27 protein-coding genes are annotated in these 26,602 nt (G+C 40.3%); 26 read left to right on the top strand and 1 reads right to left on the bottom strand.

All coding sequences use genetic code 11. The annotated features are described in order from the left end of the window. Positions 1-122 precede the first annotated feature (122 nt). From K4Z77_RS02605 to K4Z77_RS02525, 17 genes are all read left to right on the top strand, one after another. On the top strand, positions 123-680 hold the full coding sequence (locus K4Z77_RS02605; protein ID WP_000004146.1) for a TetR/AcrR family transcriptional regulator: 558 nt from the start codon (positions 123-125) through the stop codon (positions 678-680). 18 nt (positions 681-698) lie between these two features. Further along, positions 699-1,166: a deoxycytidylate deaminase gene (locus K4Z77_RS02600; RefSeq protein ID WP_000136976.1), complete on the top strand. Its 468-nt coding sequence runs from the start codon at positions 699-701 to the stop codon at positions 1,164-1,166. An 88-nt stretch (positions 1,167-1,254) separates the two neighbouring features. Beyond that, complete coding sequence (gene upp, locus K4Z77_RS02595; RefSeq protein WP_000515974.1) at positions 1,255-1,884, top strand: uracil phosphoribosyltransferase; 630 nt, start codon at positions 1,255-1,257, stop codon at positions 1,882-1,884. Between the two features lie 175 nt (positions 1,885-2,059). Continuing rightward, entirely contained in the window at positions 2,060-2,650 is a 591-nt protein-coding gene (gene clpP / locus K4Z77_RS02590) for an ATP-dependent Clp protease proteolytic subunit ClpP (RefSeq protein ID WP_000613477.1), read from the top strand. Between the two features lie 78 nt (positions 2,651-2,728). After that, positions 2,729-3,016: a YlbG family protein gene (locus K4Z77_RS02585; protein ID WP_020903478.1), complete on the top strand. Its 288-nt coding sequence runs from the start codon at positions 2,729-2,731 to the stop codon at positions 3,014-3,016. Between the two features lie 65 nt (positions 3,017-3,081). Continuing rightward, complete coding sequence (locus tag K4Z77_RS02580) at positions 3,082-4,242, top strand: ABC transporter substrate-binding protein (protein ID WP_000726113.1); 1,161 nt, start codon at positions 3,082-3,084, stop codon at positions 4,240-4,242. 116 nt (positions 4,243-4,358) lie between these two features. Beyond that, positions 4,359-5,228: a branched-chain amino acid ABC transporter permease gene (locus K4Z77_RS02575; protein WP_000941427.1), complete on the top strand. Its 870-nt coding sequence runs from the start codon at positions 4,359-4,361 to the stop codon at positions 5,226-5,228. A 3-nt stretch (positions 5,229-5,231) separates the two neighbouring features. After that, positions 5,232-6,188 (top strand): branched-chain amino acid ABC transporter permease, encoded by a 957-nt coding sequence (locus tag K4Z77_RS02570; RefSeq protein ID WP_000662280.1) that lies wholly within the window; start codon positions 5,232-5,234, stop codon positions 6,186-6,188. Continuing rightward, a complete protein-coding gene (locus K4Z77_RS02565; protein ID WP_224218343.1) occupies positions 6,188-6,952 on the top strand; it encodes an ABC transporter ATP-binding protein in 765 nt (254 codons plus the stop codon). Before K4Z77_RS02570 ends, K4Z77_RS02565 begins: the two co-directional genes overlap by 1 nt. After that, positions 6,952-7,662: an ABC transporter ATP-binding protein gene (locus K4Z77_RS02560; RefSeq protein ID WP_000062200.1), complete on the top strand. Its 711-nt coding sequence runs from the start codon at positions 6,952-6,954 to the stop codon at positions 7,660-7,662. The genes K4Z77_RS02565 and K4Z77_RS02560 overlap by 1 nt, the downstream gene beginning before the upstream one ends. A gap of 302 nt (positions 7,663-7,964) precedes the next feature. After that, on the top strand, positions 7,965-8,621 hold the full coding sequence (locus tag K4Z77_RS02555; RefSeq protein ID WP_000268660.1) for a CBS domain-containing protein: 657 nt from the start codon (positions 7,965-7,967) through the stop codon (positions 8,619-8,621). Between the two features lie 119 nt (positions 8,622-8,740). After that, a protein-coding gene (gene prfB / locus K4Z77_RS02550) for a peptide chain release factor 2 (RefSeq protein ID WP_224218342.1) occupies positions 8,741-9,836 on the top strand; the annotation gives its coding sequence in 2 pieces (ribosomal slippage) (positions 8,741-8,812 and positions 8,814-9,836; 1,095 coding nt in all). A gap of 17 nt (positions 9,837-9,853) precedes the next feature. After that, positions 9,854-10,546: a cell division ATP-binding protein FtsE gene (gene ftsE / locus K4Z77_RS02545; protein ID WP_224218341.1), complete on the top strand. Its 693-nt coding sequence runs from the start codon at positions 9,854-9,856 to the stop codon at positions 10,544-10,546. Beyond that, positions 10,539-11,465, top strand: coding sequence for a permease-like cell division protein FtsX (gene ftsX / locus K4Z77_RS02540; protein ID WP_224218340.1), 927 nt, complete (start codon positions 10,539-10,541; stop codon positions 11,463-11,465). Before ftsE ends, ftsX begins: the two co-directional genes overlap by 8 nt. 184 nt (positions 11,466-11,649) lie before the next feature. Then, positions 11,650-13,830, top strand: a complete 2,181-nt coding sequence (locus K4Z77_RS02535; protein ID WP_224218339.1) for a PTS transporter subunit IIBC — start codon at positions 11,650-11,652, stop codon at positions 13,828-13,830. 52 nt (positions 13,831-13,882) lie between these two features. After that, positions 13,883-14,698 carry an endonuclease/exonuclease/phosphatase family protein gene (locus K4Z77_RS02530; RefSeq protein WP_224218338.1) on the top strand — a complete coding sequence of 272 codons (816 nt, stop codon included), beginning with the start codon at positions 13,883-13,885 and terminating at the stop codon, positions 14,696-14,698. 140 nt (positions 14,699-14,838) lie between these two features. Beyond that, complete coding sequence (locus K4Z77_RS02525) at positions 14,839-16,182, top strand: DEAD/DEAH box helicase (protein WP_224218337.1); 1,344 nt, start codon at positions 14,839-14,841, stop codon at positions 16,180-16,182. A 991-nt stretch (positions 16,183-17,173) separates the two neighbouring features. On the opposite strand, the gene K4Z77_RS02520 is transcribed toward K4Z77_RS02525, so the two are convergent. Next, positions 17,174-19,291: an LTA synthase family protein gene (locus K4Z77_RS02520; protein ID WP_224218400.1), complete on the bottom strand. Its 2,118-nt coding sequence runs from the start codon at positions 19,289-19,291 to the stop codon at positions 17,174-17,176. Between the two features lie 149 nt (positions 19,292-19,440). Here K4Z77_RS02520 and K4Z77_RS02515 point away from each other — a divergent pair, with 149 nt between their 5' ends. The 9 genes from K4Z77_RS02515 to K4Z77_RS02475 all read left to right on the top strand — a co-directional run bounded on the left by K4Z77_RS02515 (position 19,441) and on the right by K4Z77_RS02475 (position 26,481). Continuing rightward, complete coding sequence (locus K4Z77_RS02515; RefSeq protein ID WP_224218336.1) at positions 19,441-20,604, top strand: class I SAM-dependent rRNA methyltransferase; 1,164 nt, start codon at positions 19,441-19,443, stop codon at positions 20,602-20,604. Further along, positions 20,601-21,278, top strand: coding sequence for a type I 3-dehydroquinate dehydratase (aroD, locus tag K4Z77_RS02510; RefSeq protein WP_042900899.1), 678 nt, complete (start codon positions 20,601-20,603; stop codon positions 21,276-21,278). Before K4Z77_RS02515 ends, aroD begins: the two co-directional genes overlap by 4 nt. Then, positions 21,268-22,122, top strand: a complete 855-nt coding sequence (locus K4Z77_RS02505; protein ID WP_224218335.1) for a shikimate dehydrogenase — start codon at positions 21,268-21,270, stop codon at positions 22,120-22,122. Before aroD ends, K4Z77_RS02505 begins: the two co-directional genes overlap by 11 nt. Positions 22,123-22,140: 18 nt before the next feature. Next, entirely contained in the window at positions 22,141-23,208 is a 1,068-nt protein-coding gene (gene aroB, locus K4Z77_RS02500) for a 3-dehydroquinate synthase (protein WP_000702138.1), read from the top strand. A 9-nt stretch (positions 23,209-23,217) separates the two neighbouring features. Then, positions 23,218-24,384 (top strand): chorismate synthase, encoded by a 1,167-nt coding sequence (gene aroC / locus K4Z77_RS02495; RefSeq protein WP_224218334.1) that lies wholly within the window; start codon positions 23,218-23,220, stop codon positions 24,382-24,384. A gap of 9 nt (positions 24,385-24,393) precedes the next feature. Next, positions 24,394-25,497, top strand: a complete 1,104-nt coding sequence (locus tag K4Z77_RS02490; protein ID WP_224218333.1) for a prephenate dehydrogenase — start codon at positions 24,394-24,396, stop codon at positions 25,495-25,497. 10 nt (positions 25,498-25,507) lie between these two features. After that, positions 25,508-25,657, top strand: a complete 150-nt coding sequence (locus K4Z77_RS02485) for a hypothetical protein (RefSeq protein ID WP_224218332.1) — start codon at positions 25,508-25,510, stop codon at positions 25,655-25,657. Between the two features lie 144 nt (positions 25,658-25,801). Next, positions 25,802-26,089: a hypothetical protein gene (locus K4Z77_RS02480; RefSeq protein WP_224218331.1), complete on the top strand. Its 288-nt coding sequence runs from the start codon at positions 25,802-25,804 to the stop codon at positions 26,087-26,089. 53 nt (positions 26,090-26,142) lie between these two features. Continuing rightward, positions 26,143-26,481, top strand: a complete 339-nt coding sequence (locus tag K4Z77_RS02475) for a YlbF/YmcA family competence regulator (protein ID WP_224218330.1) — start codon at positions 26,143-26,145, stop codon at positions 26,479-26,481. Positions 26,482-26,602 lie beyond the last annotated feature (121 nt).

Raw genomic sequence — 26,602 nt, 5'->3', positions numbered from 1 at the left:
AAATTCTCCATCTTTGTCAGTTATACATTGACAAAGGTTCTGTCTTTTTTTACAATTATATCATGAAAACCCTTGAAACAAAAGCCTCATCTGTCTGTTGTGACAAGTAGAAAGAAAATGTTATGTCTGAACGTAGAATCTCTGAAAAGTCTCTTGAAAATCTCAGAAAATCAAACCAAGAATCCAATTTATTAACCAGAGAAGCCATTGAAACAGCCCTCTTGCAACTCTTGGAAAAAAAGGAACTGACCAAGATTAGTATTTCTGAATTGGTCAAACGTGCAGGTGTTTCGCGTGCGGCCTTTTATCGCAATTATGACTCCAAAGAGGAAATTTTAGAGAGCGTCTTTAAACGAACTGTCCATAATATTATGGAACAGCTGCATCATTACGATTTAAAGACAGACCTTTATTTGGTTTGGGTTCACCTTTTCCGGGAGGCCAGAAAGGAAGTTAGAGTGATTCAATTGGCCTTGGATTACCATCTGGAAAAAATCTTTGTCCAAGCCATGCAGGAATTTCTAGAAAAATACCATGGGAAATCAAAAGGTGTCAGCTCTTATCTTCATTCCTTCTGGAGCTCAGCCATCGTCTCTGTCCTTCTAAAATGGATCAAGGATGGCATGAAGGTACCAGCTGAAAAGATTGCAGATTTAGGTTTACCATTTTTTAAAAAATAGAGAAATAGGAGAAAAGAGATGACTGAAAAAAGACTGGCCTGGGATGAGTATTTTGCAGCCCAAGCCCTACTAATTGCCAATCGTTCCACTTGTAAACGTGCTAAAGTGGGCGCGATTCTGGTAAAAGATAATAAGGTTATTTCCACTGGTTACAATGGTTCGGTGTCAGGAACTGAGCATTGTATTGATCACGAATGTTTGGTCATTGAAGGCCACTGTGTTCGCACCCTTCACGCTGAGGTCAATGCTATCCTTCAAGGTGCTGAGCGTGGTGTTCCCAAAGGCTTTACAGCCTATGTGACCCATTTTCCTTGTCTCAACTGTACCAAACAATTATTGCAGGTTGGTTGCAAGCGCGTGGTTTATATCAACCAGTACCGAATGGACGACTATGCCCAATACCTTTATCAAGAAAAGGGAACAGAATTGACTCATTTACCACTTGAGACAGTACAGACAGCTCTTAAAGAGGCAGATTTAATGTAAAAATTATCAAAAATAAATGGTTTAGAAAGATTTTTAAACCGTTTTTTGGTATAATGAGAAGAATAAATTGAAAGAAGGAATTCCAAAAATGGGAAAAATTGAAGTTATTAATCACCCGCTGATTCAACACAAATTGTCAATCTTGCGTCGTACAGATACTTCTACAAAAGCTTTTCGTGAGCTAGTAGATGAGATTGCAATGTTGATGGGGTATGAAGTACTTCGTGATCTTCCACTAGAAGATGTGGAAATCGAAACACCAATTACAAAAACAGTTCAAAAACAATTGGCAGGTAAGAAATTGGCCATCGTTCCAATCTTGCGTGCAGGTATCGGGATGGTTGATGGGCTCTTAAGCTTGGTTCCAGCTGCTAAAGTTGGTCATATCGGTATGTACCGTGATGAAGAAACACTTCAACCAGTTGAGTACTTGGTGAAATTGCCTGAAGATATTGACCAACGTCAAATTTTTGTGGTAGACCCAATGTTGGCAACAGGTGGTTCAGCAATCTTGGCTGTTGATTCTCTTAAAAAACGTGGCGCATCAAATATCAAATTTGTCTGCCTTGTATCTGCTCCAGAAGGTGTAAAAGCCCTTCAAGAAGCTCATCCAGATGTAGAAATCTTTACAGCAGCCTTGGATGAACGTTTGAACGAACACGGATATATCGTTCCAGGTCTTGGAGATGCTGGAGACCGCTTGTTCGGTACGAAATAACATCGAAAAGAAGAAGATTGACTTGGAAAAGAATTCCAGTCACGAAAGGAGGTTGAATTTTTGTTTCTGTCTAATGAAAACAGAGCAAAAATTTGACCTTTTTTGACCAAGATATTATAATAGTCTTATCTTCAGTCATCTGACAAACAAAAATAAAACTCAAAAGGAGAAATGAATGATTCCTGTAGTTATTGAACAAACAAGCCGTGGAGAACGTTCATACGATATTTACTCACGTCTTCTCAAAGATCGCATCATTATGCTGACAGGTCCAGTTGAAGACAATATGGCTAACTCTGTTATTGCCCAATTGCTTTTCTTGGATGCCCAAGATAGTACAAAAGATATTTACCTTTATGTCAATACACCTGGTGGTTCCGTTTCAGCTGGTTTGGCAATCGTTGATACTATGAACTTTATCAAAGCAGATGTCCAAACTATCGTTATGGGAATGGCTGCATCTATGGGGACAGTCATCGCATCAAGTGGGGCAAAAGGCAAACGTTTCATGCTGCCAAATGCTGAATATATGATCCACCAACCAATGGGTGGTACAGGTGGTGGTACCCAACAAACCGATATGGCGATTGCTGCAGAACACTTGCTTAAAACTCGTAATACTTTGGAAAAAATCTTGGCTGAAAATTCAGGTCAGTCAATGGAAAAAGTCCACGCAGATGCAGAACGTGATAACTGGATGAGTGCCCAAGAAACACTTGAATATGGCTTTATTGATGAAATCATGGCCAACAATTCATTGAACTAATGATGAAAGAAGGCAAACTCGACTGAGTTTGCTTTTTTTGGTATAATAGAGGGAGATTTCTTAGAAAGAGGATTTATCATGTTTGAAAAAGTCAATCGATCTGGATTGATTATCTATCTTTACTATAATCGTGATGCCAAAAAACTGCAGGATTATGGAGATATTACCTATCATTCCAAGAAACATCGCTACTTGCAACTCTATGTTCCAACTCAAGAAGTGGAGCAATTGATCGGGCGCTTGAGCAAGGAAAAGTTTATAAAAAAAGTCAGAGTTTGTCATATCCAAGAGTTAGAAACACCCTTTGTGGGCAATCTTTATCGAGAGGAAAACGTTATCATCGAAAAAGTTCAAGAAAAGTGTTGACAATTTTCTGATAATTCGGTATATTCTTAACATGCTATTTATTTAAGAAATAAGGAGACAAAAAGATGAAGAAAAAATTTGCCCTATCGTTTGTGGCGCTTGCAAGTGTAGCACTTCTTGCAGCCTGTGGAGAAGTGAAGTCTGGAGCGTCAAACGCTGCTGGTAACTCAGTAGATGAAAAGACAATCAAAATCGGATTTAACTTCGAAGAAACTGGTGCCGTAGCAGCCTACGGGACATCTGAACAAAAAGGTGCCCAACTTGCTGTTGATGAAATCAATGCTGCAGGTGGTATCGATGGAAAACAAATCGAAGTAGTTGATAAAGATAACAAGTCTGAAACAGCTGAGGCTGCTTCAGTAACAACTAACCTTGTAACCCAATCTAAGGTATCAGCAATCGTAGGACCTGCGACATCTGGTGCAACTGCAGCTGCGGTAGCTAACGCTACAAAAGCAGGTGTTCCATTGATTTCGCCAAGTGCGACTCAAGATGGATTGACTAAAGGTCAAGATTACCTCTTTATCGGAACTTTCCAAGATAGCTTCCAAGGAAAAATTATCTCAAACTATGTTTCTGATAAATTGCAAGCTAAGAAAGTTGTTCTTTACACTGACAATGCCAGCGACTATGCTAAAGGTATTGCCAAAGCCTTCCGTGAAACTTACAAAGGTGAAATCGTTGCAGATGAAACTTTCGTAGCGGGTGACACAGACTTCCAAGCAGCCCTTACAAAAATGAAAGGGAAAGACTTTGATGCGATCGTTGTTCCTGGTTACTACACTGAAGCTGGTAAAATTGTAAACCAAGCGCGTGGCATGGGAATTGACAAACCAATCGTTGGTGGTGATGGATTCAACGGTGAAGAGTTTGTACAACAAGCAACTGCTGAAAAAGCATCAAACATCTACTTTATCTCAGGCTTCTCAACTACTGTAGAAGTTTCAGCTAAAGCAAAAGCCTTCCTTGATGCTTACCGTGCTAAGTACAACGAAGAGCCTTCAACATTTGCAGCCTTGGCTTATGATTCAGTTCACCTTGTAGCAAACGCAGCAAAAGGTGCTAAAAACTCAGGTGAAATCAAGGATAATCTTGCTAAAACAAAAGATTTTGAAGGTGTAACTGGTCAAACAAGTTTCGATGCGGACCACAACACAGTCAAAACTGCTTACATGATGACCATGAACAATGGTAAGGTTGAAGCAGCAGAAGTTGTAAAACCATAATAGAAAAATGATGAAATAGGGAATGAGCCTCTGACTCACTCCCTGTTTCGATGTTTAAGAACCTATCAAAAATTGAGGGAAAACCCTCAAAATTATAAATAGAAAGAGTGAATCTTATGCTCCAACAACTAGTAAATGGTTTGATTCTAGGTAGTGTTTATGCGCTGTTAGCCCTAGGATATACCATGGTTTACGGAATTATCAAGCTCATCAACTTCGCCCACGGTGATATTTATATGATGGGAGCCTTTATCGGCTATTTCTTGATTAATTCTTTCCAAATGAATTTCTTTGTAGCGCTTATTGTAGCTATGCTAGCGACAGCTATTCTTGGTGTCGTGATTGAGTTCCTTGCCTACCGACCTTTGCGCCACTCTACTCGTATTGCTGTTTTGATCACAGCTATTGGGGTTTCTTTCTTATTGGAGTATGGAATGGTCTATCTGGTTGGTGCCAATACTCGTGCTTTCCCTCAAGCGATTCAAACAGTTCGCTATGATTTGGGACCAGTTAGCCTAACAAATGTGCAGTTAATGATTTTGGCCATTTCCTTGATTTTGATGATTTTGTTACAAGTCATTGTCCAAAAAACGAAGATGGGAAAAGCCATGCGTGCAGTATCAGTAGATAGCGATGCAGCACAATTGATGGGGATCAATGTAAATCGTACTATCAGCTTTACCTTCGCTTTGGGTTCAGCTCTTGCGGGTGCGGCTGGTGTTCTGATTGCCCTCTATTATAACTCTCTTGAGCCTTTGATGGGAGTGACTCCAGGTCTTAAATCTTTCGTTGCTGCTGTACTTGGTGGTATCGGAATCATTCCTGGTGCGGCTCTTGGTGGTTTTGTAATTGGTCTATTAGAAACCTTTGCGACAGCCTTTGGAATGTCAGACTTCCGTGATGCCATTGTTTATGGAATCTTGTTGTTGATCTTGATTGTCCGCCCAGCTGGTATCCTTGGTAAGAATGTGAAAGAGAAGGTGTAAACGATGAAAGAAAATTTAAAAGTTAATATTCTATGGTTACTCCTTTTGTTAGCTGGCTATGGCTTGATTAGTGTACTGGTTTCAGTCGGAGTACTCAACCTATTCTATGTACAGATTTTACAACAAATTGGAATTAATATTATTCTGGCTGTTGGTCTCAACTTAATCGTTGGTTTTTCAGGACAATTTTCACTTGGGCATGCTGGTTTCATGGCGATTGGTGCCTATGCAGCAGCTATTATTGGTTCTAAATCACCAACCTACGCTGCCTTCTTTGGAGCTATGCTGATAGGGGCTTTGCTTTCAGGAGCCGTTGCCTTGCTTGTCGGAATTCCAACCTTGCGCTTGAAGGGGGACTATCTTGCGGTAGCGACTCTAGGTGTTTCTGAAATCATCCGTATTTTTATCATCAACGGTGGAAGCCTTACAAATGGTGCGGCAGGTATCTTAGGGATTCCTAACTTTACAACTTGGCAAATGGTATACTTCTTTGTCGTGATTACAACGATTGCAACCTTGAACTTCTTGCGTAGTCCAATTGGTCGTTCAACCCTCTCTGTTCGTGAGGATGAAATCGCTGCTGAGTCAGTTGGGGTTAATACGACTAAAATTAAAATCATCGCCTTTGTCTTTGGTGCTATCACTGCAAGTATTGCAGGGTCGCTTCAAGCAGGATTTATCGGTTCAGTTGTACCGAAAGATTACACTTTCATCAACTCAATCAACGTTTTGATTATTGTTGTATTTGGTGGACTTGGTTCCATTACAGGTGCAATTGTTTCAGCCATTGTTCTTGGAATTTTGAATATGCTTCTCCAAGATGTTGCCAGCGTGCGTATGATTATTTACGCTTTGGCCTTGGTATTGGTAATGATTTTCAGACCAGGTGGACTTCTTGGAACATGGGAATTGAGCCTATCACGTTTCTTTAAAAAATCTAAGAAGGAGGAACAAAACTAATGGTATTACTTGAAGTAAAACAGTTAACCAAACATTTTGGCGGTCTAACAGCTGTTGGAGATGTGACTCTTGAATTGAACGAAGGGGAATTGGTTGGACTAATCGGTCCAAATGGAGCTGGGAAAACCACCCTTTTCAACCTTTTGACAGGTGTTTATGAACCAAGTGAGGGAACAGTAACCTTAGATGGTCACCTTTTGAATGGGAAGTCACCTTATAAGATTGCTTCTTTAGGACTTGGACGTACTTTCCAAAATATCCGTCTCTTTAAAGATTTAACAGTTTTGGACAATGTTTTGATTGCTTTTGGTAACCATCACAAACAACATGTTTTTGCTAGTTTCTTACGCTTACCAGCTTTTTACAAGAGTGAAAAAGAATTAAAAGCTAAGGCTTTGGAATTGTTGAAAATCTTTGATTTAGATGGTGATGCAGAAACTCTTGCTAAAAATCTTGCCTACGGACAACAACGTCGTTTGGAAATTGTTCGTGCCCTCGCTACGGAACCTAAAATTCTCTTTTTAGATGAACCAGCAGCAGGTATGAACCCGCAGGAAACAGCCGAATTGACTGAGTTAATTCGGCGTATCAAAGATGAATTTAAGATTACGATCATGCTGATTGAACACGATATGAATCTGGTCATGGAAGTAACAGAACGTATCTACGTACTTGAATATGGTCGTTTGATTGCTCAGGGAACTCCAGACGAAATTAAGACCAATAAACGCGTTATCGAAGCTTATCTAGGAGGTGAAGCCTAATGTCTATGTTAAAAGTTGATAATCTTTCTGTACATTACGGTATGATCCAAGCAGTCCGTGATGTAAGTTTTGAAGTGAATGAAGGAGAAGTCGTTTCCCTTATCGGTGCCAATGGTGCAGGTAAGACAACTATTCTCCGTACCTTGTCTGGTTTAGTTAGACCAAGCTCAGGAAAGATTGAATTTTTAGGTCAAGAAATCCAAAAAATGCCAGCTCAAAAAATCGTAGCAGGTGGGCTTTCACAAGTTCCAGAAGGACGCCACGTCTTCCCTGGCTTGACTGTTATGGAAAATCTAGAAATGGGAGCTTTCTTGAAGAAAAATCGTGAAGAAAATCAAGCTAACCTGAAGAAGGTTTTCTCACGCTTCCCACGTCTTGAAGAACGCAAGAACCAGGACGCAGCCACTCTTTCAGGAGGAGAACAACAAATGCTTGCCATGGGACGTGCTCTTATGTCAACACCAAAACTTCTTCTTTTAGATGAACCCTCAATGGGACTTGCCCCAATCTTTATCCAAGAGATTTTTGATATCATTCAAGATATCCAGAAACAAGGAACGACCGTCCTCTTGATTGAACAAAATGCCAATAAGGCACTCGCAATCTCTGACCGAGGCTATGTATTGGAAACAGGGAAAATCGTTCTATCAGGAACAGGAAAAGAACTCGCCTCATCAGAAGAAGTCAGAAAAGCATATCTGGGTGGCTAAAACAATCCAGTGGATTGTTTTAGTCGGTGAATAGAGATTGAGAATCAATTATCTTATCCAGTGGATTATCTTAGTTGGCATATTTAGGTTGCAAACAAATCTGCATCTACTTTGAAAGATGAATTTATAATAATTGAAAAATCGAATGAAAGGTATTTTATCTTCATTCATAGAGCTCGATTTTAGAGCTCTTTTTGCTAGCTTATTCATACTTTTCTGAATTTTGAAAAAGAAATGTAAGCGTTTGATAGATTTACAAAAAGATTGTATAATAGGGATAAGAATAGAAAAGGAGAAGTCTCATGGCAGTTAAAGATTTTATGACCCGTAAGGTAGTGTACATTAGTCCAGATACAACAGTATCTCATGCAGCAGATTTGATGAGAGAGCAAGGTTTGCACCGCTTGCCTGTTATCGAAAATGATCAATTGGTTGGTTTGGTGACTGAGGGAACCATTGCGCAAGCAAGTCCATCCAAAGCAACCAGTCTTTCTATCTATGAGATGAATTATCTTCTAAATAAGACCAAAGTAAAAGATGTGATGATTCGTGATGTTGTCACTGTCTCAGGCTATGCTAGTCTAGAAGATGCAACTTATCTGATGTTGAAAAACAAGATTGGTATTCTTCCTGTCGTAGATAACCATCAAGTCTATGGTGTTATTACAGATCGTGACGTTTTCCAAGCCTTTCTTGAAATTGCTGGCTATGGAGAAGAAGGAATTCGTGTGCGCTTTGTTACGGAAGATGAAGTCGGTGTCCTCGGAAAGATTGTTTCTTTGATTGCAGAAGAAAATTTGAATATCTCGCATACAGTCAATATTCCGCGTAAAGATGGTAAGGTGATTATCGAAGTTCAAATCGATGGCTCAATTGATTTACCAGCCTTGAAAGAAAAATTTGAATCAGAGAATATTCAAGTAGAAGAAATTACTCGTACTTCAGCAAAAGTCTTGTAAGAAGGGAAGCCGAAAGGCTTCTTTTTACGTTCTTTTTACGTGTAATAAGGGATTAGAGCAAAAGATGGAAAGAAATGATAAAATATGCTATAATGAAATGATGTAAAAAAGGAGTATTTATGGACATTTCAGTAATTCGTCAGAAAATTGACGCAAATCGTGAAAAATTAGCTTCTTTCAGGGGGTCTCTTTGACCTCGAAGGCTTAGAGGAAGAGATTGCCATCTTAGAAAACAAGATGACAGAACCTGATTTTTGGAACGATAATATCGCGGCCCAAAAAACGTCGCAAGAATTAAATGAATTAAAAAACACCTACAACACCTTCCACAAAATGGAAGAGTTGCAGGATGAAGTCGAAATTTTATTAGACTTTTTAGCTGAAGATGAGTCGGTGCATGAAGAATTGGTAACGCAGTTATCCGAACTTGATAAGATGATGACCAGTTACGAGATGACCTTGCTCTTGTCAGAACCTTATGATCATAATAATGCCATCTTGGAAATCCATCCAGGATCGGGTGGTACTGAGGCTCAGGACTGGGGTGATATGTTGCTTCGTATGTACACTCGCTATGGAAATGCTAAAGGCTTTAAAGTGGAAGTATTGGATTACCAAGCAGGAGATGAAGCTGGTATTAAGTCGGTAACTTTATCATTTGAAGGTCCTAATGCCTATGGTCTTCTCAAGTCAGAAATGGGTGTGCACCGTTTGGTGCGAATTTCGCCGTTCGACTCTGCCAAACGTCGCCACACCTCTTTCACATCTGTAGAAGTGATGCCTGAGTTGGACGATACCATTGAAGTGGAAATCCGGGAAGATGACATCAAGATGGATACCTTCCGTTCAGGTGGTGCCGGTGGACAAAACGTCAACAAGGTTTCAACAGGTGTACGTTTAACCCACATTCCAACTGGAATTGTTGTCCAATCAACAGTGGATCGTACCCAGTATGGAAATAGAGATCGTGCTATGAAACTGTTGCAAGCTAAGCTCTATCAAATGGAGCAAGAGAAGAAAGCTGCGGAGGTTGATTCCCTCAAGGGTGAGAAAAAGGAAATCACATGGGGAAGCCAAATCCGTTCTTATGTTTTCACGCCATATACTATGGTAAAAGATCACCGAACTAGCTTTGAAGTTGCCCAAGTAGATAAGGTTATGGATGGAGACCTAGATGGTTTTATCGATGCCTATCTCAAGTGGCGAATTAGCTAAGATAGAAAGGAACTCACATGTCAATCATTGAAATGAGAGATGTCGTCAAAAAATACGACAACGGAACGACTGCCCTACGTGGTGTTTCGGTCAGCATTCAACCAGGAGAATTTGCTTATATCGTAGGTCCTTCAGGAGCAGGGAAGTCAACCTTTATTCGTTCTCTGTATCGTGAAGTAAAAATCGATAAAGGAAGCCTATCAGTTGCTGGTTTTAATCTGGTTAAGATTAAAAAGAAAGATGTCCCACTTCTACGTCGTAGTGTTGGGGTTGTCTTCCAAGATTATAAACTGTTACCAAAGAAAACCGTTTATGAAAATATTGCTTATGCAATGGAGGTAATTGGAGAAAGTCGCCGTAATATCAAAAAACGGGTGATGGAAGTTTTGGACTTGGTTGGATTGAAGCATAAGGTTCGTTCTTTCCCAAACGAGCTTTCAGGTGGGGAGCAACAGCGGATTGCGATTGCGCGTGCTATTGTAAACAATCCAAAAGTATTGATAGCCGATGAGCCAACAGGAAACTTGGATCCTGATAATTCATGGGAAATTATGAATCTCTTGGAACGGATTAACCTACAAGGGACAACTATTTTGATGGCGACTCATAATAGCCAGATTGTAAATACCTTGCGCCACCGTGTCATTGCCATTGAAAATGGCCGTGTTGTTCGTGACGAATCAAAAGGAGAGTACGGATACGATGATTAGTAGATTTTTTCGCCATTTATTTGAATCGTTAAAAAGCTTGAAACGAAATGGTTGGATGACAGTGGCTGCTGTCAGCTCAGTCATGATTACTTTGACACTTGTTGCTTTGTTTGCATCTGTTATCTTTAACACGGCAAAATTGGCTACGGATATTGAAAACAATGTCCGAGTGATGGTATACATTCGTAAGGATGTAGCTGATAATAGTGAAACTATTGAAAAAGAAGGTCAAACTGTTACAAATAATGACTACCACAAGGTATATAATGCTTTGAAGGGGATGTCTACAGTTAAGAATGTTACTTTTTCAAGTAAAGAAGAACAATATGAAAAATTAACCGAGACAATGGGGGATAACTGGAAAATCTTTGATGGTGACGCCAATCCTCTCTATGATGCATATATTGTAGATACTAACACACCAAGTGATGTAAAGACAGTAGCGGAAGAGGCTAAGAAAATTGAAGGTGTATCAGAAGTTCAAGATGGTGGTGCTAATACAGAACGCTTGTTTAAGTTAGCCTCATTTATTCGTGTCTGGGGACTAGTTATTGCGGGCCTCTTGATTTTCATAGCAGTCTTCTTGATTTCTAATACCATTCGTATTACAATTATTTCCCGCAGTCGAGAAATTCAAATTATGCGCTTAGTTGGTGCCAAGAATAGCTATATTCGAGGACCATTCCTACTTGAGGGGGCTTTCATCGGATTGCTTGGAGCAACTCTTCCATCGGTTTTAGTACTAGTTGTTTATCAAATGGTTTACCAATCTGTTAATAAGTCATTAGTAGGTCAAAACCTTTCTATGATTTCACCAGAAGTATTCAGTCCACTGATGATTGCCTTATTGTTTGTCATTGGAATTTTTATCGGTTCAATTGGATCAGGAATTTCAATGCGCAGATTCTTGAAGATTTAGATAAAATAGCTAATTTTATGAGGAGATTAAGTGATCTCCTTTTTTTGCTACAAAAATTTTAGAAAAAAGTCTACTTTTTTTTGTAAAAGCCTTTACAAAAAAAATTAAAGTGGTATAATTAAATCATAAAAGGTGCAAACGTTTTCGTAAAACGTTTGCCTAAATAAAAATAAAGGAGATTTGAATGATGAAAGATACATTCAAAAATGTCTTGTCTTTCGAATTTTGGCAAAAATTCGGTAAGGCTTTGATGGTGGTTATCGCGGTTATGCCGGCTGCTGGTTTGATGATTTCAATCGGTAAGTCTATCGTGATGATTAACCCAACCTTTGCACCACTCGTTATTACTGGTGGTGTACTAGAGCAAATCGGTTGGGGAGTTATCGTTAACCTTCATATCTTGTTCGCCCTCGCTATTGGAGGAAGCTGGGCTAAAGAACGTGCTGGTGGTGCTTTCGCCGCTGGTCTTGCCTTCATCTTGATTAACCGTATCACTGGTACAATCTTTGGTGTATCAGGCGATATGTTGAAAAATCCAGATGCTATGGTAACTACTCTCTTCGGTGGTTCAATCAAAGTTGCTGATTACTTTATCAGTGTTCTTGAAGCTCCAGCCTTGAACATGGGTGTCTTCGTAGGGATTATTTCTGGTTTTATTGGGGCAACTGCTTACAACAAATACTACAACTTCCGTAAGCTTCCTGATGCACTTTCATTCTTTAACGGAAAACGTTTTGTACCATTTGTAGTTATTCTTCGTTCAATAATTGCTGCAATTGTACTTTCAGCTTTCTGGCCACTTGTGCAAACTGGTATCAATAGCTTTGGTATCTGGATTGCCAACTCACAAGAAACTGCTCCAATCCTTGCACCATTCTTGTATGGTACATTGGAACGTTTGCTCTTGCCATTTGGTCTTCACCATATGTTGACTATCCCAATGAACTACACAGCTCTTGGTGGTACTTATGATGTCTTAACTGGTGCAGCTAAAGGTAGTCAAGTATTTGGTCAAGACCCACTATGGCTTGCATGGGTAACAGACCTTGTAAACCTCAAAGGTACTGATGCTAGTCAATACCAACACTTGTTAGATACTGTTCACCCAGCTCGTTTCAAAGTTGGACAAATGATCGGTTCATTCGGTATCTTGATGGGTGTCGTTGTTGCTATCTACCGTAATGTTGATGCTGACAAGAAACATAAATACAAAGGTATGATGATTGCAACAGCTCTTGCAACATTCTTGACAGGGGTTACTGAACCAATCGAATACATGTTCATGTTTGTAGCAACACCTATGTATCTTGTTTACTCACTTGTTCAAGGTGCTGCCTTCGCTATGGCTGACGTTGTAAACCTACGTATGCACTCATTCGGTTCAATCGAGTTCTTGACTCGTACACCTATTGCAATCAGTGCTGGTATCGGTATGGATATCATTAACTTCATTTGGGTAACTGTTCTCTTTGCTGTAATCATGTACTTTATCGCAAACTTCATGATTCAAAAATTCAACTACGCAACTCCAGGGCGTAACGGAAACTACGAAACTGCTGAAGGTTCAGAAGAATCTAGCAGCGAAGTGAAAGTTGCAGCAGGTTCTCAAGCTGTAAACATTATTAACCTTCTTGGTGGACGTGCAAACATCGTTGATGTTGATGCATGTATGACTCGTCTTCGTGTAACTGTTAAAGATGCAGATAAAGTAGGAAACGCAGAGCAATGGAAAGCAGAAGGAGCTATGGGTCTTGTCATGAAAGGACAAGGGGTTCAAGCTATCTACGGTCCAAAAGCTGACGTGTTGAAATCTGATATCCAAGATATCCTTGATTCAGGTGAAATCATTCCTGAAACTCTTCCAAGCCAAATGACTGAAGCACAACAAAACACTGTTCACTTCAAAGGTCTTACTGAGGAAGTTTACTCAGTAGCAGACGGTCAAGTTGTTGCTTTGGAACAAGTAAAAGATCCAGTATTTGCTCAAAAAATGATGGGTGATGGATTTGCAGTAGAACCTGCAAATGGAAACATTGTATCTCCAGTTTCAGGTACTGTATCAAGCATCTTCCCAACAAAACATGCTCTTGGTATTGTGACTGAACCAGGTCTTGAAGTATTGGTTCACATTGGTTTGGACACAGTAAGTCTTGAAGGTAAACCATTTACAGTTCATGTTGCTGAAGGACAAAAAGTTGCAGCAGGAGATCTCCTTGTCACAGCTGACTTGGATGCTATCCGTGCAGCAGGACGTGAAACTTCAACAGTAGTTGTCTTCACAAATGGTGATGCAATTAAATCAGTTAAATTAGAAAAAACAGGTTCTCTTGCAGCTAAAACAGCAGTTGCAAAAGTAGAATTGTGATATACTTGAGGTTGGAAGCTGTATTCCAACCTCTTACTTTTGGGAGAAAAGAATGAAATTTTTAACACTCAATACTCATAGTTGGATGGAAAAAGAAGCTGAGGAAAAATTCCAGATTTTGCTTGAGGATATTCTTGAAAAAGACTATGATTTGATTTGTTTCCAAGAAATCAATCAGGAGATCACTTCGCCAGTGGTGGAGGTTAATGATCTCTATCAACCTTTGCCAGCAGCTGAGCCTATTCACCAAGATCACTATGTTAGACTCTTGGTTGAAAAGTTGTCTGAGCAAGGGAAAAATTACTACTGGACTTGGGCCTATAACCATATCGGTTATGATCGCTATCACGAAGGTGTGGCTATCTTGTCTAAAACACCTATTGAAGCCAGAGAAATTTTAGTTTCAGATGTGGATGATCCAACAGACTATCATACTCGTCGTGTTGCCTTGGCTGAAACTGTAGTTGATGGTAAGGAACTTGCAGTTGCAAGTGTCCACCTTTCTTGGTGGGATAAAGGTTTCCAAGAAGAATGGGCACGATTTGAGGCTGTCTTGAAAGAATTGAACAAGCCGCTTTTGCTAGCTGGAGATTTCAACAATCCAGCAGGTCAGGAAGGCTACCAAGCTATTTTAGCTAGTCTATTGGGCTTACAAGACGCATTTGAAGTTGCTCAAGAGAAAAGCGGTAGCTATACCGTTCCACCAGAAATTGATGGCTGGAAAGGAAATACTGAACCCCTTCGAATCGATTATGTCTTTACTACCAAAGAGTTAGCGGTGGAAAATTTACATGTCGTATTTGATGGCAACAATAGCCCGCAAGTTAGTGATCACTATGGCTTGAATGCTCTTTTAAACTGGAAATAATGACTGAAAAGAGGTTGGAATCATGAAGTTCCAGCCTTTTTCTGACTAGAGAAGCTACTGGAAATAGCCTAAATAAGTGAGACTACTGTAATGGAATAAAATGTGGTATAATTGATAGGATAGATAGAATCGAGGATATTATGTCATTTACGAAATTTCAATTTAAAAACTATATTAGAGAAGCCTTGGAGGAGTTGAAATTCACAACTCCAACAGAGGTACAAGATAAGTTGATTCCGATTGTTTTGGCCGGTCGAGATTTAGTTGGAGAATCAAAAACAGGTTCAGGTAAGACTCACACTTTCTTGTTACCGATTTTCCAGCAATTAGATGAAGCTAGCGATAGTGTACAAGCCGTGATTACGGCACCGAGTCGTGAGTTGGCTACTCAAATTTACCAAGCAGCCCGTCAGATTGCTGCCCACTCAGAAGTGGAAGTTCGTGTAGTTAACTATGTGGGTGGTACGGATAAGGCTCGTCAAATTGAAAAATTGGCAAGTAACCAGCCTCATATTGTTATCGGTACTCCAGGTCGTATCTACGACTTGGTCAAATCTGGTGATTTAGCTATTCACAAGGCCAAGACTTTTGTTGTCGATGAGGCTGATATGACCTTGGATATGAGATTCTTAGAAACTGTTGATAAGATTGCTAGTAGTCTTCCAAAAGACTTGCAATTCATGGTCTTCTCAGCGACTATCCCACAGAAACTGCAACCATTCTTGAAAAAATACTTGTCAAATCCTGTTATGGAAAAAATCAAGACCAAAACGGTCATTTCTGATACTATTGATAATTGGTTGATTTCTACTAAAGGACGTGACAAGAATGCTCAAATTTACCAGTTGACTCAACTGATGCAACCTTATTTGGCAATGATTTTTGTCAACACTAAGACGCGTGCTGATGAATTGCATTCATATCTGACTGCTCAAGGATTGAAGGTAGCGAAGATTCATGGAGATATTGCCCCTCGTGAACGTAAGCGGATCATGAATCAGGTGAAAAATCTGGATTTTGAGTACATTGTCGCAACAGACTTGGCAGCGCGTGGGATTGACATTGAAGGTGTCAGCCATGTCATTAATGATGCCATTCCACAAGATTTATCTTTCTTTGTGCACCGTGTTGGTCGTACTGGACGAAACGGTCTACCAGGTACAGCTATTACCCTCTATCAGCCAAGTGATGACTCGGATATTCGTGAGTTGGAGAAATTGGGAATCAAGTTTACTCCTAAGATGGTCAAAGACGGAGAATTTCAAGATACCTATGACCGTGATCGTCGTGCTAATCGTGAGAAGAAGCAAGATAAGCTTGATATCGAAATGATTGGTTTGGTTAAAAAGAAAAAGAAAAAAGTCAAACCGGGTTATAAGAAAAAAATTCAATGGGCGGTTGATGAAAAGCGCCGTAAGACCAAACGCGCTGAAAATCGCGCTCGTGGTCGTGCAGAGCGTAAAGCAAAACGCCAAACATTTTAAAAGTAATTGTTGGAGTACTGAGCTCCAACTTTTTTGTTATGTGACGATTAGTCCGTCTCGCTCCGTTAGGTGCGAGGTAAAAAAATACCCACTATGCGGGTGCGCGTCGAAGGTTATACCGAAAAAACTCCAAACGCGATACAATAAAGGTGTTCAAGCCAATTGTAAAGCGAAAGGAGAAAAATATGGCACAAAAGGTACATAGTTTATCGCACACAAAGTGGTACTGTTCTATCACATTGTGTTCACCCTAAATATAAACGAAAAGTCATCTAAAGTCAATATTGAAGTAGTTTATCACATTCGAATCAAAAAAAATTTAAAAAATGGCAATATTTGTTAACAAGGATTTCTTAGTTTGTTATAATGTAGTTGTAAATTATTAAGATTGATAATCAAAAAATAAAGAGGGGAATGTTATGAATAAGAAATATAATATAGTTCTATTATTGTTGTTCATAGTTTATTTATTGGGATTTTTTTCAATTTCAAAAACTTTAATCCCTATAATGTGTCTTTTTCAAGTATTTTTGATAGAACATATATTTAGAGTTCGAAATAGAATTATGCAGATAGGTGAAATTATAATTATTATTGCTTCTATAATATTATTTATTGATAGTATATTGAATTTGTAACAAAAGGCTTCTCTATAGAATCAAATTTTCTAGATATCTACTGAAGCTGATTTATCTTCTCTCTATGCCTCCTCATCTTTCTTCTACAATCCTCGTCACTAAATTTGACAGACACATATTACTGAAGTAGCCTATCGAGCTAATTTACTTCTCTTTTAGGCTTTCTTATACTCTTCGAAAATCTCTTCAAACAAGATCAGCTTTGTCTTATCTGCTAGCTCAAAATAGTATTTTGAGTTGACTTCATCAGCCTTACCTATAATTTTAAAGTTAATCTGAGGCTATTTTCCTAGTTTGCTCTTTGATTTTCGTTGATAAAAAGAAATGCTCCTCCAAGACGGAAGAGCATTTTTTTATTGTGATTTTGATTCAGTTTCTACAGACTCGGGGTGGAGTTCTTGGTAACTTGGTGCCTTGAAAAGGTCAGCACTGGTTTTGCCTTGTCGTTGGCTAAAGAGACTGGTTGATTGACTACCTTTTTCCTGCTCAATCTTTTGCAGAATTTGTAAAGAATTGAGGTAAGAAATACTTTCTGTATCAACTTTTCCAAGATGATCTGCTTGGTAGAAACGTATCAAATCGCCAGTTTGAATCTGGTCGCTGATTTTTAGCTGTTGACTAGCTGCTTGACGAACAATTTCCAGTTCAGTCTGAGCTTGTTCATCAAGGTTGCTGATTTCAAGACCGCTCTCAGTATAGTAGGTTCGTCCGTCATAACTGGTGTATTTTGGTGTAACGAAGGAATTGGCAGTCCGAAAGGCAACGATTTCTTGATGATCTGGAGACAGAAGATCTTGTCCAACTTGTAGGAAGGAATTGGACTCAATACCAAGGAGGTGTTCAAGAGTCGGTAAGATATCGATTTGTCCACCGTAGGTATTGATGATTTGTCCTTTTTCATAGCCAGGCATGACCACCATAAAAGGCACTCGTTGCAACATGGCATTGTCGTAATTCGACCAGTTCTCAGAAGTCTTGCCAATCAAGGGTGCCAGTTCAGGATTGCGGGAGTTAGAAATTCCATAATGGTCTCCGTAGATGACGATGATGGATTTTTCATAGAGGCCACTTTCTTTGAGATAGTCAAAGAAGGCCTTGATAGCACTATCTAGATAGTTAGCTGTTTGGAAGTAGCCATTGATGGTTTCATCTTTGGTTTTAGCCAAGGGGAAACCAAGTTCATCGCCTGTCAGATTGCTAGCATAGGGATAGTGATTGGACACCGTGATATACTTAGCATAAAAAGGCTGCTGCAAGTGCTCTAGATATTGGATAGAATCTTTCATCATGATTTTATCATTTAAACCATATTGGAAAGAATTGCTACTGTCTTGCTTAGTAAAATAAGAAGCATCAAAGAAGTATTGGTAGCCCCATTGTTTGTAGGTCGTATTTCGGTTCCAGAACGTCCCGATATTGCCGTGAAAGACGGCACTCGATTGATAGCCGTTTTTTGATAGGATAAAAGGAGCAGCCTGCTGGGTATTGGTACCACCGTAATTGACCATAAAGGAACCTTGGTCAAGTCCAAACAAACCAGTCTCCAGCATGGTTTCCGCATCTGAGGTCTTACCAGCCTTGACTTGGTTAAAGATATTCGAAAAGGCTAGGGTTGATTGCGAATGGTAGAGGGAGTTGAGGAAGGGAGTGACTTCATGCTCAGTTCCATCTATGTTGAGTTTATAGTCAAGCAGGAACTGTTGGAAACTCTCCAAGTGGAGATAAATCACATTTTTCCCTTTGGCTAAGCCGAAATAGTCTGGATTAGGCTTAGCCGAATGTTCTTGAATATAATCTGTAATAGGTTGAAGGTCGGTCTCAGAGGCCTTAGCACGTTCTTTGTTGGCGCTATAGGATTGGTTGGCACTATAGCCTAAAAATGCTGGCAAACTAAGGGCACGAACAACATAATAATTAGAAAATCCTCGTGATAGGAGATCGGGACGCTCAATTTCAGCCAAGAAAAGATTAGCTGAAAAGAGCAGGGCTGAGAGAGCAGTGATAGCAACACTGGAGCGGAATTTGAAAGGTCTCCTATCCAGCTGGATGAATTTTTTATAGAAAAGGAAAGCCAGCAATGGGAAATCCATAAAATAGATGAAATCCCAAGGACGCAGTAACTCTAGTTCCGCAGTGCCGACAGACACCTTGCTGACCACCTTCATGGTATTAGCCGTGATAAAGTCACTAAATTCTCGATAGTAAAAGACATTGGAATAGAGCCAAATGAATAAAAGGCTATAAATAGCTATACTCAGACCATAAAAGATCTTGGTTGAGCGAGCATAGAGGGCTAGAGCCAGCAGGAGTAGTCCTAGAGGAAGGGGGTTGAAAAAGGCGATAAAGGCAAGGTAATTTCCCTGCAACTTACCTACTTGAATATCTAAATTAAAGTCAACGGTATAGGCTAATAAGGTTTTGAGCCAATAGAGGATTAAAAGGGTTAGGACAAAACCCAGTCTGGTACCCATGGCTTTTTGGATTTTGTTAAAATTAATTCTCACACATTTACTTCCTAATTTTTTATTAGTATTAGTATACCATTTTTTAAAAGAAGAGTAAAAAAGCAAGGGTAGTTTCTTTTTTGAGAATTGGCTAAAAGTTTGATATAATGGTAGTTATGAATAGAATAAGAGTTAGCAAAAGGGTTGAAAAGAAGCTCGCTAAGGGGCTGGTTTTACTAGAAGCCAGTGATCTTGAGAATGTCAATCTTAAGGATCAGGAAGTAGAAGTGCAGAGTCAGGAAGGAACCTTTCTTGGTACTGCCTACCTTTCTCAGCAAAACAAGGGCTTGGGCTGGTTTGTTAGTAAGGACAAGGTGGCTTTCAATCAAGCTTTCTTTGAAACGCTGTTTAGACAAGCTAAAGAAAAGAGAAGCGCCTACTATCAAGATGATTTGACAACTGCCTTTCGTCTCTTCAACCAAGAGGGAGATGGTTTTGGCGGTCTGACAGTGGACCTGTATGGCGACTATGTCGTCTTTTCTTGGTATAACTCTTATGTTTATCAGATTCGCAAGATTATCTTGGAAGCCTTTAGACAGATTTTTCCTGAGGTTTTAGGGACCTATGAGAAGATCCGCTTTAAGGGTTTGGACTATGAATCTGCCCATGTTTATGGTCAAGAAGCACCTGAGTTTTTCACTGTTTTGGAAAATGGTGTTCTGTATCAAGTCTTTATGAACGATGGCTTGATGACAGGGATTTTCCTAGATCAGCACGAGGTTCGTGGTAGTCTAGTTGATGGGTTGGCTATGGGCAAATCCTTGCTCAATATGTTTTCCTATACAGCAGCCTTTTCAGTGGCTGCGGCCATGGGAGGAGCAAGCCAGACTACTTCGGTTGACCTAGCTAAACGTTCACGAGAATTGTCTCAAGCGCATTTTCAGGCAAATGGAATCAGCACAGATGACCACCGTTTTATAGTCATGGATGTCTTTGAGTATTTCAAGTATGCTAAGCGAAAAGGCTTGACTTACGATGTGATTGTCCTAGATCCGCCTAGCTTTGCTCGGAACAAAAAACAAACATTTTCTGTGGCTAAGGATTATCACAAGTTGATTTCCCAGAGTCTTGAGATTTTAAATCCGGAAGGGATTATCATTGCTAGTACCAATGCTGCCAATGTATCCCGCCAGAAATTTACAGAACAAATTGATAAAGGCTTTGCAGGAAGAAGTTACCAGATTTTAAATAAATACGGTCTTCCAGCAGATTTCGCCTATAATAAAAAAGATGAAAGTAGTAATTACCTCAAGGTGATTAGTATGAAGGTTAGTAAATGAAATTAATCGTTTCAGTAATGCCAAGAAGTTTAGAGGAGGCTCAGGCTCTGGATGCCACGAGGTATCTGGATGCCGACATCATTGAATGGCGTGCTGACTATCTGCCTAAGGAAGCGATTTTGCAGGTAGCTCCAGCTATTTTTGAAAAATTCGCAGGCCGTGAGTTGGTTTTCACTCTGCGAACTCGCGCTGAAGGGGGAGAAATTGACCTTTCTCCAGAAGAATATATCCATCTAATCAAGGAAGTGGCGCAACTCTATCAACCAGACTATATTGATTTTGAGTATTACAGCTACAAGGATGTTTTTGAGGAAATGCTGGACTTCCCAAATCTCGTTTTGAGTTACCACAATTTCCAAGAAACACCTGAAAACATGATGGAAATCTTGTCAGAGTTGACGAGCCTAAATCCAAAACTTGTCAAGGTTGCGGTGATGGCTCACACGGAGCAGGATGTGCTAGACTTGATGAACTATACACGAGGCTTTAAAACCCTCAATCCTGAACAGGAATATGTGACGATTTCTATGGGCAAGGTGGGTAAAGTCTCTCGTATCACTGCAGATGTGACGGGTTCTAGCTGGTCCTTTGCTAGTCTAGATGAGGCTAGTGCCCCAGGTCAGATTTCCCTAGCTAATATGAAAAAAATCAGGGAGATTTTGGATGAAGCTTGATGGCTATACACGTTTAGCTGCCGTTGTTGCCAATCCTATTAAACATTCTATTTCCCCCTTTATCCACAATAGGGCTTTTGAGGCGACAGCTACCAACGGTGCTTACGTGGCTTGGGAGATTGAAGCGGGTGACTTGGCAGAAACAGTGGCCAATATTCGTCGCTACCAGATGTTTGGAATCAATCTTTCCATGCCCTATAAGGAGCAGGTGATTCCTTTTTTGGATGAGCTGAGAGATGAAGCGCGCTTGATTGGTGCGGTTAATACGGTTGTCAATGAGAATGGCAATTTAATTGGATATAATACAGATGGCAAGGGATTTTTTAAGAGCTTGCCTTCTTTTACAATTACAGGTAAAAAGATGACCCTACTGGGTGCAGGTGGTGCAGCTAAGTCCATTCTGGCACAGGCTATTTTGGATGGCGTCAGTCAGATTTCGGTCTTTGTCCGTTCCGTTTCTATGGAAAAAACAAGACCTTACCTAGACAAGTTACAGGAGCAGACTGGTTTTAAGGTGGACTTGTATTCTTTAGAAGATGTTTCTGAACTGCAAGCAAGGATTGCTGAGTCGGATTTACTGGTCAATGCGACAAGTGTAGGGATGGATGGTCAATCATCTCCAGTTCCTGAAAACATTGTCCTATCAGAAACTCTTTTAGTAGCAGATATCATTTACCAACCTTTTGAAACCCCGTTTTTGAAATGGGCCAGAAGTCAGGGCAATCCAGCCGTCAATGGTCTGGGGATGTTGCTCTATCAAGCTGCAGAAGCTTTTCAACTGTGGACAGGAAAGGAAATGCCGACAGAAGAAATTTGGCAGTCTTTAACAGAAAAATACCAATAAAGAAAAGGAGATTCTCCTATGAAAATCAGAATCGATATTCCTCATCATCCTTATGATATTCAGATTGAAAAAGGTTGTCTGGCTCAGGCTGGTCAATGGTTGCGAGAACTCTGGCAACCACAAAAGGTAGTCATTGTGACAGACAACCATGTAGCTTCTCTTTATGCAGAGAAGGTCAAGCTCAGCCTAGAAGATGCTGGTTTTCAGGTAGCAGTTTTTGACTTTTTAGAAGGGGAAGAAAGAAAGAATTTAACCACTGTCCAGAAAGTCTATGAATTTTTAGTCAAGCAAGGTCTGACTCGTAGCGATGGAATCGTGGCTCTTGGTGGCGGTGTCGTTGGGGACTTGGCTGGTTTTGTAGCCTCTACCTATATGCGGGGCATTCACTTTGTTCAGATTCCGACTAGTTTGACTGCCCAGGTGGATTCTTCAATCGGTGGAAAGACGGGCGTCAATACTCCATTTGCTAAAAATATGGTGGGTACCTTTGCCCAGCCAGATGGGGTTCTGATTGACCCACTTGTTCTTGAAACCCTCGGAAAAAGAGAGTTGATTGAAGGAATGGGTGAAGTTATCAAGTATGGCTTGATTGAGGATCCAGAACTTTGGGCTCTCTTGACGGAGCTGGATGGTTCTGTTGAGAGCATACTGGAATATGCAGAGACCTTGATTGAACATTCTTGTCAGGTTAAGCGCAAGATGGTAGTTGAGGATGAGTTGGACAATGGTGTTCGTCTTTACCTCAATTTTGGCCACACCATTGGTCACGCCATTGAAGCGACGGCCGGATATGGCAAGGTCATGCATGGTGAAGCTGTGGCCATGGGCATGGTTCAGATTTCCAAGGTAGCTGAGGAAAAAGGCCTTATGCCAGCTGGCATAACTCAGTCCATTACAGATATGTGTCAGAAATTTGGCTTGCCTGTTGACTATGAAAACTGGGATGTTGACAAGCTTTATCAGGCTTTGACTCATGATAAGAAGGCGCGTGGCAATACCTTGAAATTGGTCTTGGTGCCAGAGCTTGGTTCAGCGACTATCCACCCAGTTTCTTTGGAAGAGATGAAAGACTATTTGGTAAAATAAGGAGAACGTATGAGATATTTAACTGCAGGAGAATCACACGGCCCCCGTCTGACGGCTATTATTGAGGGAATTCCAGCTGGACTTCCTTTGACAGCTGAGGATATCAATGAGGACCTTAAACGTCGTCAGGGTGGCTACGGCCGCGGTGGTCGTATGAAGATTGAGAGTGACCAGGTTGTCTTTACTTCTGGCGTTCGCCACGGGAAGACGACAGGGGCTCCTATTACCATGGATGTCGTCAATAAGGATCACCAAAAATGGCTGGACATCATGTCTGCGGAGGACATTGAAGACCGCCTTAAAAGCAAACGAAAAATCACCCATCCACGTCCTGGTCACGCCGACTTGGTTGGGGGTATCAAGTACCGTTTTGATGATTTAAGAAATTCTTTGGAGCGCTCATCTGCCCGTGAAACCACCATGCGGGTTGCCGTTGGGGCAGTAGCCAAACGCCTTTTGGCTGAACTGGATATGGAGATTGCCAACCATGTCGTGGTCTTTGGTGGCAAGGAAATCGATGTTCCTGAAAATCTGACAGTCGCTGAGATTAAGAAACGAGCTGCCCAGTCTGAAGTTTCTATTGTCAACCAAGAACGGGAACAGGAAATCAAGGACTATATTGACCAAATCAAACGTGACGGTGATACAATTGGTGGGGTTGTCGAGACAGTTGTCGGAGGTGTTCCAGTTGGCCTTGGTTCTTATGTCCAATGGGACAGAAAATTGGATGCGCGATTGGCCCAGGCAGTTGTTTCTATCAATGCCTTTAAAGGGGTAGAATTTGGTCTCGGCTTTGAAGCTGGTTACCGTAAAGGCAGCCAAGTTATGGATGAAATTCTCTGGTCTAAAGAAGACGGCTATACTCGCCGTACCAACAATCTAGGGGGCTTTGAAGGTGGTATGACCAATGGGCAACCTATCGTTGTTCGTGGAGTTATGAAGCCTATTCCTACTCTCTACAAACCACTCATGAGTGTGGATATCGAAACCCATGAACCCTACAAGGCAACAGTCGAAAGAAGTGATCCAACTGCTCTTCCAGCTGCAGGTGTAGTTATGGAAGCTGTTGTGGCAACGGTTCTGGCACAAGAAATCCTTGAAAAATTCTCATCAGACAATCTAGAGGAATTAAAAGAAGCAGTGGCCAAACATCGAGACTATACAAAGAACTATTAAGGAGTTCCTATGGCAAAAACAATCTATATCGCAGGTCTTGGGTTGATCGGTGCCTCTATGGCACTCGGCATCAAACGCGATCATCCAGATTATGAAATTTTAGGTTATAATCGCAGTCAAGCTTCGAGAGATATCGCCTTGAAAGAAGGCATGATTGACCGTGCAACGGATGATTTTGCCAGTTTTGCTTCTTTGGCAGATATTATTATCCTCAGCTTGCCAATCAAACAAACTATTGCTTTCACTAAGGAATTGGCCAACTTAGACTTAAAAGAAGGCGTCATTATTTCAGATGCTGGTTCGACCAAGTCAGCTATTGTAGATGCAGCGGAGAACTATTTGGCTGGAAAACCTGTTCGTTTTGTCGGGGCCCATCCCATGGCTGGTAGTCACAAGACAGGAGCTGCCTCAGCGGATGTCAATCTTTTTGAAAATGCCTATTATATCTTCACGCCTTCGAGCCTGACAAGTCCTGATACACTTGAGGAAATGAAGGACCTGCTTTCAGGTCTTCATGCTCGTTTTATCGAGATTGATGCCAAGGAGCATGACCGTGTCACTTCTCAGATTAGCCATTTTCCTCATATTCTGGCTTCTAGCCTCATGGAACAGACCGCGGTCTATGCTCAAGAACATGAGATGGCAAGGCGCTTTGCGGCCGGTGGTTTTCGAGATATGACACGGATTGCAGAGAGTGAACCAGGTATGTGGACCTCCATTCTCTTATCTAATCGTGAAACCATTCTGGATCGAATCGAGGATTTCAAGGAGCGTTTGGATGAGGTTGGTCAGGCCATCAGCAAGGGAGATGAGGAGCAGATTTGGAACTTTTTCAACCAAGCGCGTGAGCAACGTCAGGCCATGGAAATCCATAAGCGTGGTGGTGTGGATAGCTCTTATGATCTCTATGTTGACGTTCCCGATGAAGAAGACGTTATTTTACGAATCTTGGAATTGCTACGTGGAACTTCCTTGGTCAATATTCATATCAACGAGGAAAATCGTGAAGACATTCACGGGATTCTACAAATTTCATTTAAAAATGCTCAAGACTTGGAAAGAGCTGAGCATCTCATAACAGAAAATACCGACTATACAGTCGTCATCAAATAAGGAGAAAAATATGCCTAAAATAGAGCCTAGATTCATATTTGGTATTATCTTTATTTCTTTTATCTTACTTAGAGCTTACGCTGTTAAAAAAGATGTGAAAACTACTTCAGAAGCAAGTGTTGAGACAAAAAATGAATCATCCAAGAAAGAAATAAGTTAAGAGAAAAATAATTCAAAGTATGTAGACGATAGAATTATTAATGATTTTATTAATAGCTATAATCAAAATTCTAATAGTCCATTAGAAAATATCAAAAAAGGAAATATAAAAATAAAATATTTCGCATCAAGCTACGGATACTACTTGGAGCTTTTACATGCAAATGATACTGATAAAATCAATGTAACAATAAATCAGACAAATGAAAATAGTGAATCTGGTGTTGCAGGAATGAAAGAAGTATTTCATGATATTGTTAGAGCAATTGAATCGTCTTTATCTGATGATGATATAAATAGTTATTTTGATAATCTTGTATCAAATGAAACTATGACAAATTCTAATTTGGGCTCTTTGAAAATAGAGCTTGTACTAGATAAGGAATTAAGCAATGGACATTCAAGAGGTCATATAAAAGTTATTGCACAATAATAAAGACCACAGAGTGACTAGTAATTTTAAAAGAAATAAATAAGGAGAAAATTATGTCAAATATTTACGATAGTGCAAATGAACTCAGTCGCGGTCTACGCGAATTACCAGAATACAAGGCTGTTAAAGCAGCTAAAGATGCTATTTCAGCAGATGCTGAGGCAAGCAAAATCTTTACAGAATATGTTGCTTTCCAAGAGGAAATTCAAAGACTAGCGCAGACAGGGCAAATGCCAGACGATTCCTTCCAAGCTAAGATGGAAGGCTTTGGCAAGCAGATTCAAGGAAATAGCCTCTTATCAGAATTCTTTACCAAGCAACAACAATTGGCAATTTACCTTTCTGACATTGAAAAAATTGTTTTCGAACCAGTTTCAGAATTGCTAAAATAAGAAAATAACGGTAAATTCCCAAACTAAGTTCCACCGCTAATCCAAGTGGAAGTTAGTCTGATAAAAATTCTAAAAACCAGTGGAAATCCGTGTCAGGGTAAGTTCCACTGGTTTTAATCAT

Origin of the sequence: Streptococcus mitis subsp. hohhotensis, from assembly GCF_020089495.2 — a bacterium.
Lineage (GTDB): Bacteria > Bacillota > Bacilli > Lactobacillales > Streptococcaceae > Streptococcus > Streptococcus hohhotensis.
This window is presented reverse-complemented; position numbering and strand designations above follow the sequence as displayed.

Excerpts from the sequence above, each read along its gene's own strand:
- K4Z77_RS02605 (WP_000004146.1), top strand. The coding sequence starts at position 123 with ATGTCTGAACGTAGAATCTCTGAAAAGTCTCTTGAAAATCTCAGAAAA.
- K4Z77_RS02600 (WP_000136976.1), top strand. The coding sequence starts at position 699 with ATGACTGAAAAAAGACTGGCCTGGGATGAGTATTTTGCAGCCCAAGCC.
- upp (WP_000515974.1), top strand. The coding sequence starts at position 1,255 with ATGGGAAAAATTGAAGTTATTAATCACCCGCTGATTCAACACAAATTG.
- clpP (WP_000613477.1), top strand. The coding sequence starts at position 2,060 with ATGATTCCTGTAGTTATTGAACAAACAAGCCGTGGAGAACGTTCATAC.
- K4Z77_RS02585 (WP_020903478.1), top strand. The coding sequence starts at position 2,729 with ATGTTTGAAAAAGTCAATCGATCTGGATTGATTATCTATCTTTACTAT.
- K4Z77_RS02580 (WP_000726113.1), top strand. The coding sequence starts at position 3,082 with ATGAAGAAAAAATTTGCCCTATCGTTTGTGGCGCTTGCAAGTGTAGCA.
- K4Z77_RS02575 (WP_000941427.1), top strand. The coding sequence starts at position 4,359 with ATGCTCCAACAACTAGTAAATGGTTTGATTCTAGGTAGTGTTTATGCG.
- K4Z77_RS02570 (WP_000662280.1), top strand. The coding sequence starts at position 5,232 with ATGAAAGAAAATTTAAAAGTTAATATTCTATGGTTACTCCTTTTGTTA.
- K4Z77_RS02565 (WP_224218343.1), top strand. The coding sequence starts at position 6,188 with ATGGTATTACTTGAAGTAAAACAGTTAACCAAACATTTTGGCGGTCTA.
- K4Z77_RS02560 (WP_000062200.1), top strand. The coding sequence starts at position 6,952 with ATGTCTATGTTAAAAGTTGATAATCTTTCTGTACATTACGGTATGATC.
- K4Z77_RS02555 (WP_000268660.1), top strand. The coding sequence starts at position 7,965 with ATGGCAGTTAAAGATTTTATGACCCGTAAGGTAGTGTACATTAGTCCA.
- ftsE (WP_224218341.1), top strand. The coding sequence starts at position 9,854 with ATGTCAATCATTGAAATGAGAGATGTCGTCAAAAAATACGACAACGGA.
- ftsX (WP_224218340.1), top strand. The coding sequence starts at position 10,539 with ATGATTAGTAGATTTTTTCGCCATTTATTTGAATCGTTAAAAAGCTTG.
- K4Z77_RS02535 (WP_224218339.1), top strand. The coding sequence starts at position 11,650 with ATGATGAAAGATACATTCAAAAATGTCTTGTCTTTCGAATTTTGGCAA.
- K4Z77_RS02530 (WP_224218338.1), top strand. The coding sequence starts at position 13,883 with ATGAAATTTTTAACACTCAATACTCATAGTTGGATGGAAAAAGAAGCT.
- K4Z77_RS02525 (WP_224218337.1), top strand. The coding sequence starts at position 14,839 with ATGTCATTTACGAAATTTCAATTTAAAAACTATATTAGAGAAGCCTTG.
- K4Z77_RS02520 (WP_224218400.1), bottom strand. The coding sequence starts at position 19,291 with ATGGGTACCAGACTGGGTTTTGTCCTAACCCTTTTAATCCTCTATTGG.
- K4Z77_RS02515 (WP_224218336.1), top strand. The coding sequence starts at position 19,441 with ATGAATAGAATAAGAGTTAGCAAAAGGGTTGAAAAGAAGCTCGCTAAG.
- aroD (WP_042900899.1), top strand. The coding sequence starts at position 20,601 with ATGAAATTAATCGTTTCAGTAATGCCAAGAAGTTTAGAGGAGGCTCAG.
- K4Z77_RS02505 (WP_224218335.1), top strand. The coding sequence starts at position 21,268 with ATGAAGCTTGATGGCTATACACGTTTAGCTGCCGTTGTTGCCAATCCT.
- aroB (WP_000702138.1), top strand. The coding sequence starts at position 22,141 with ATGAAAATCAGAATCGATATTCCTCATCATCCTTATGATATTCAGATT.
- aroC (WP_224218334.1), top strand. The coding sequence starts at position 23,218 with ATGAGATATTTAACTGCAGGAGAATCACACGGCCCCCGTCTGACGGCT.
- K4Z77_RS02490 (WP_224218333.1), top strand. The coding sequence starts at position 24,394 with ATGGCAAAAACAATCTATATCGCAGGTCTTGGGTTGATCGGTGCCTCT.
- K4Z77_RS02485 (WP_224218332.1), top strand. The coding sequence starts at position 25,508 with ATGCCTAAAATAGAGCCTAGATTCATATTTGGTATTATCTTTATTTCT.
- K4Z77_RS02475 (WP_224218330.1), top strand. The coding sequence starts at position 26,143 with ATGTCAAATATTTACGATAGTGCAAATGAACTCAGTCGCGGTCTACGC.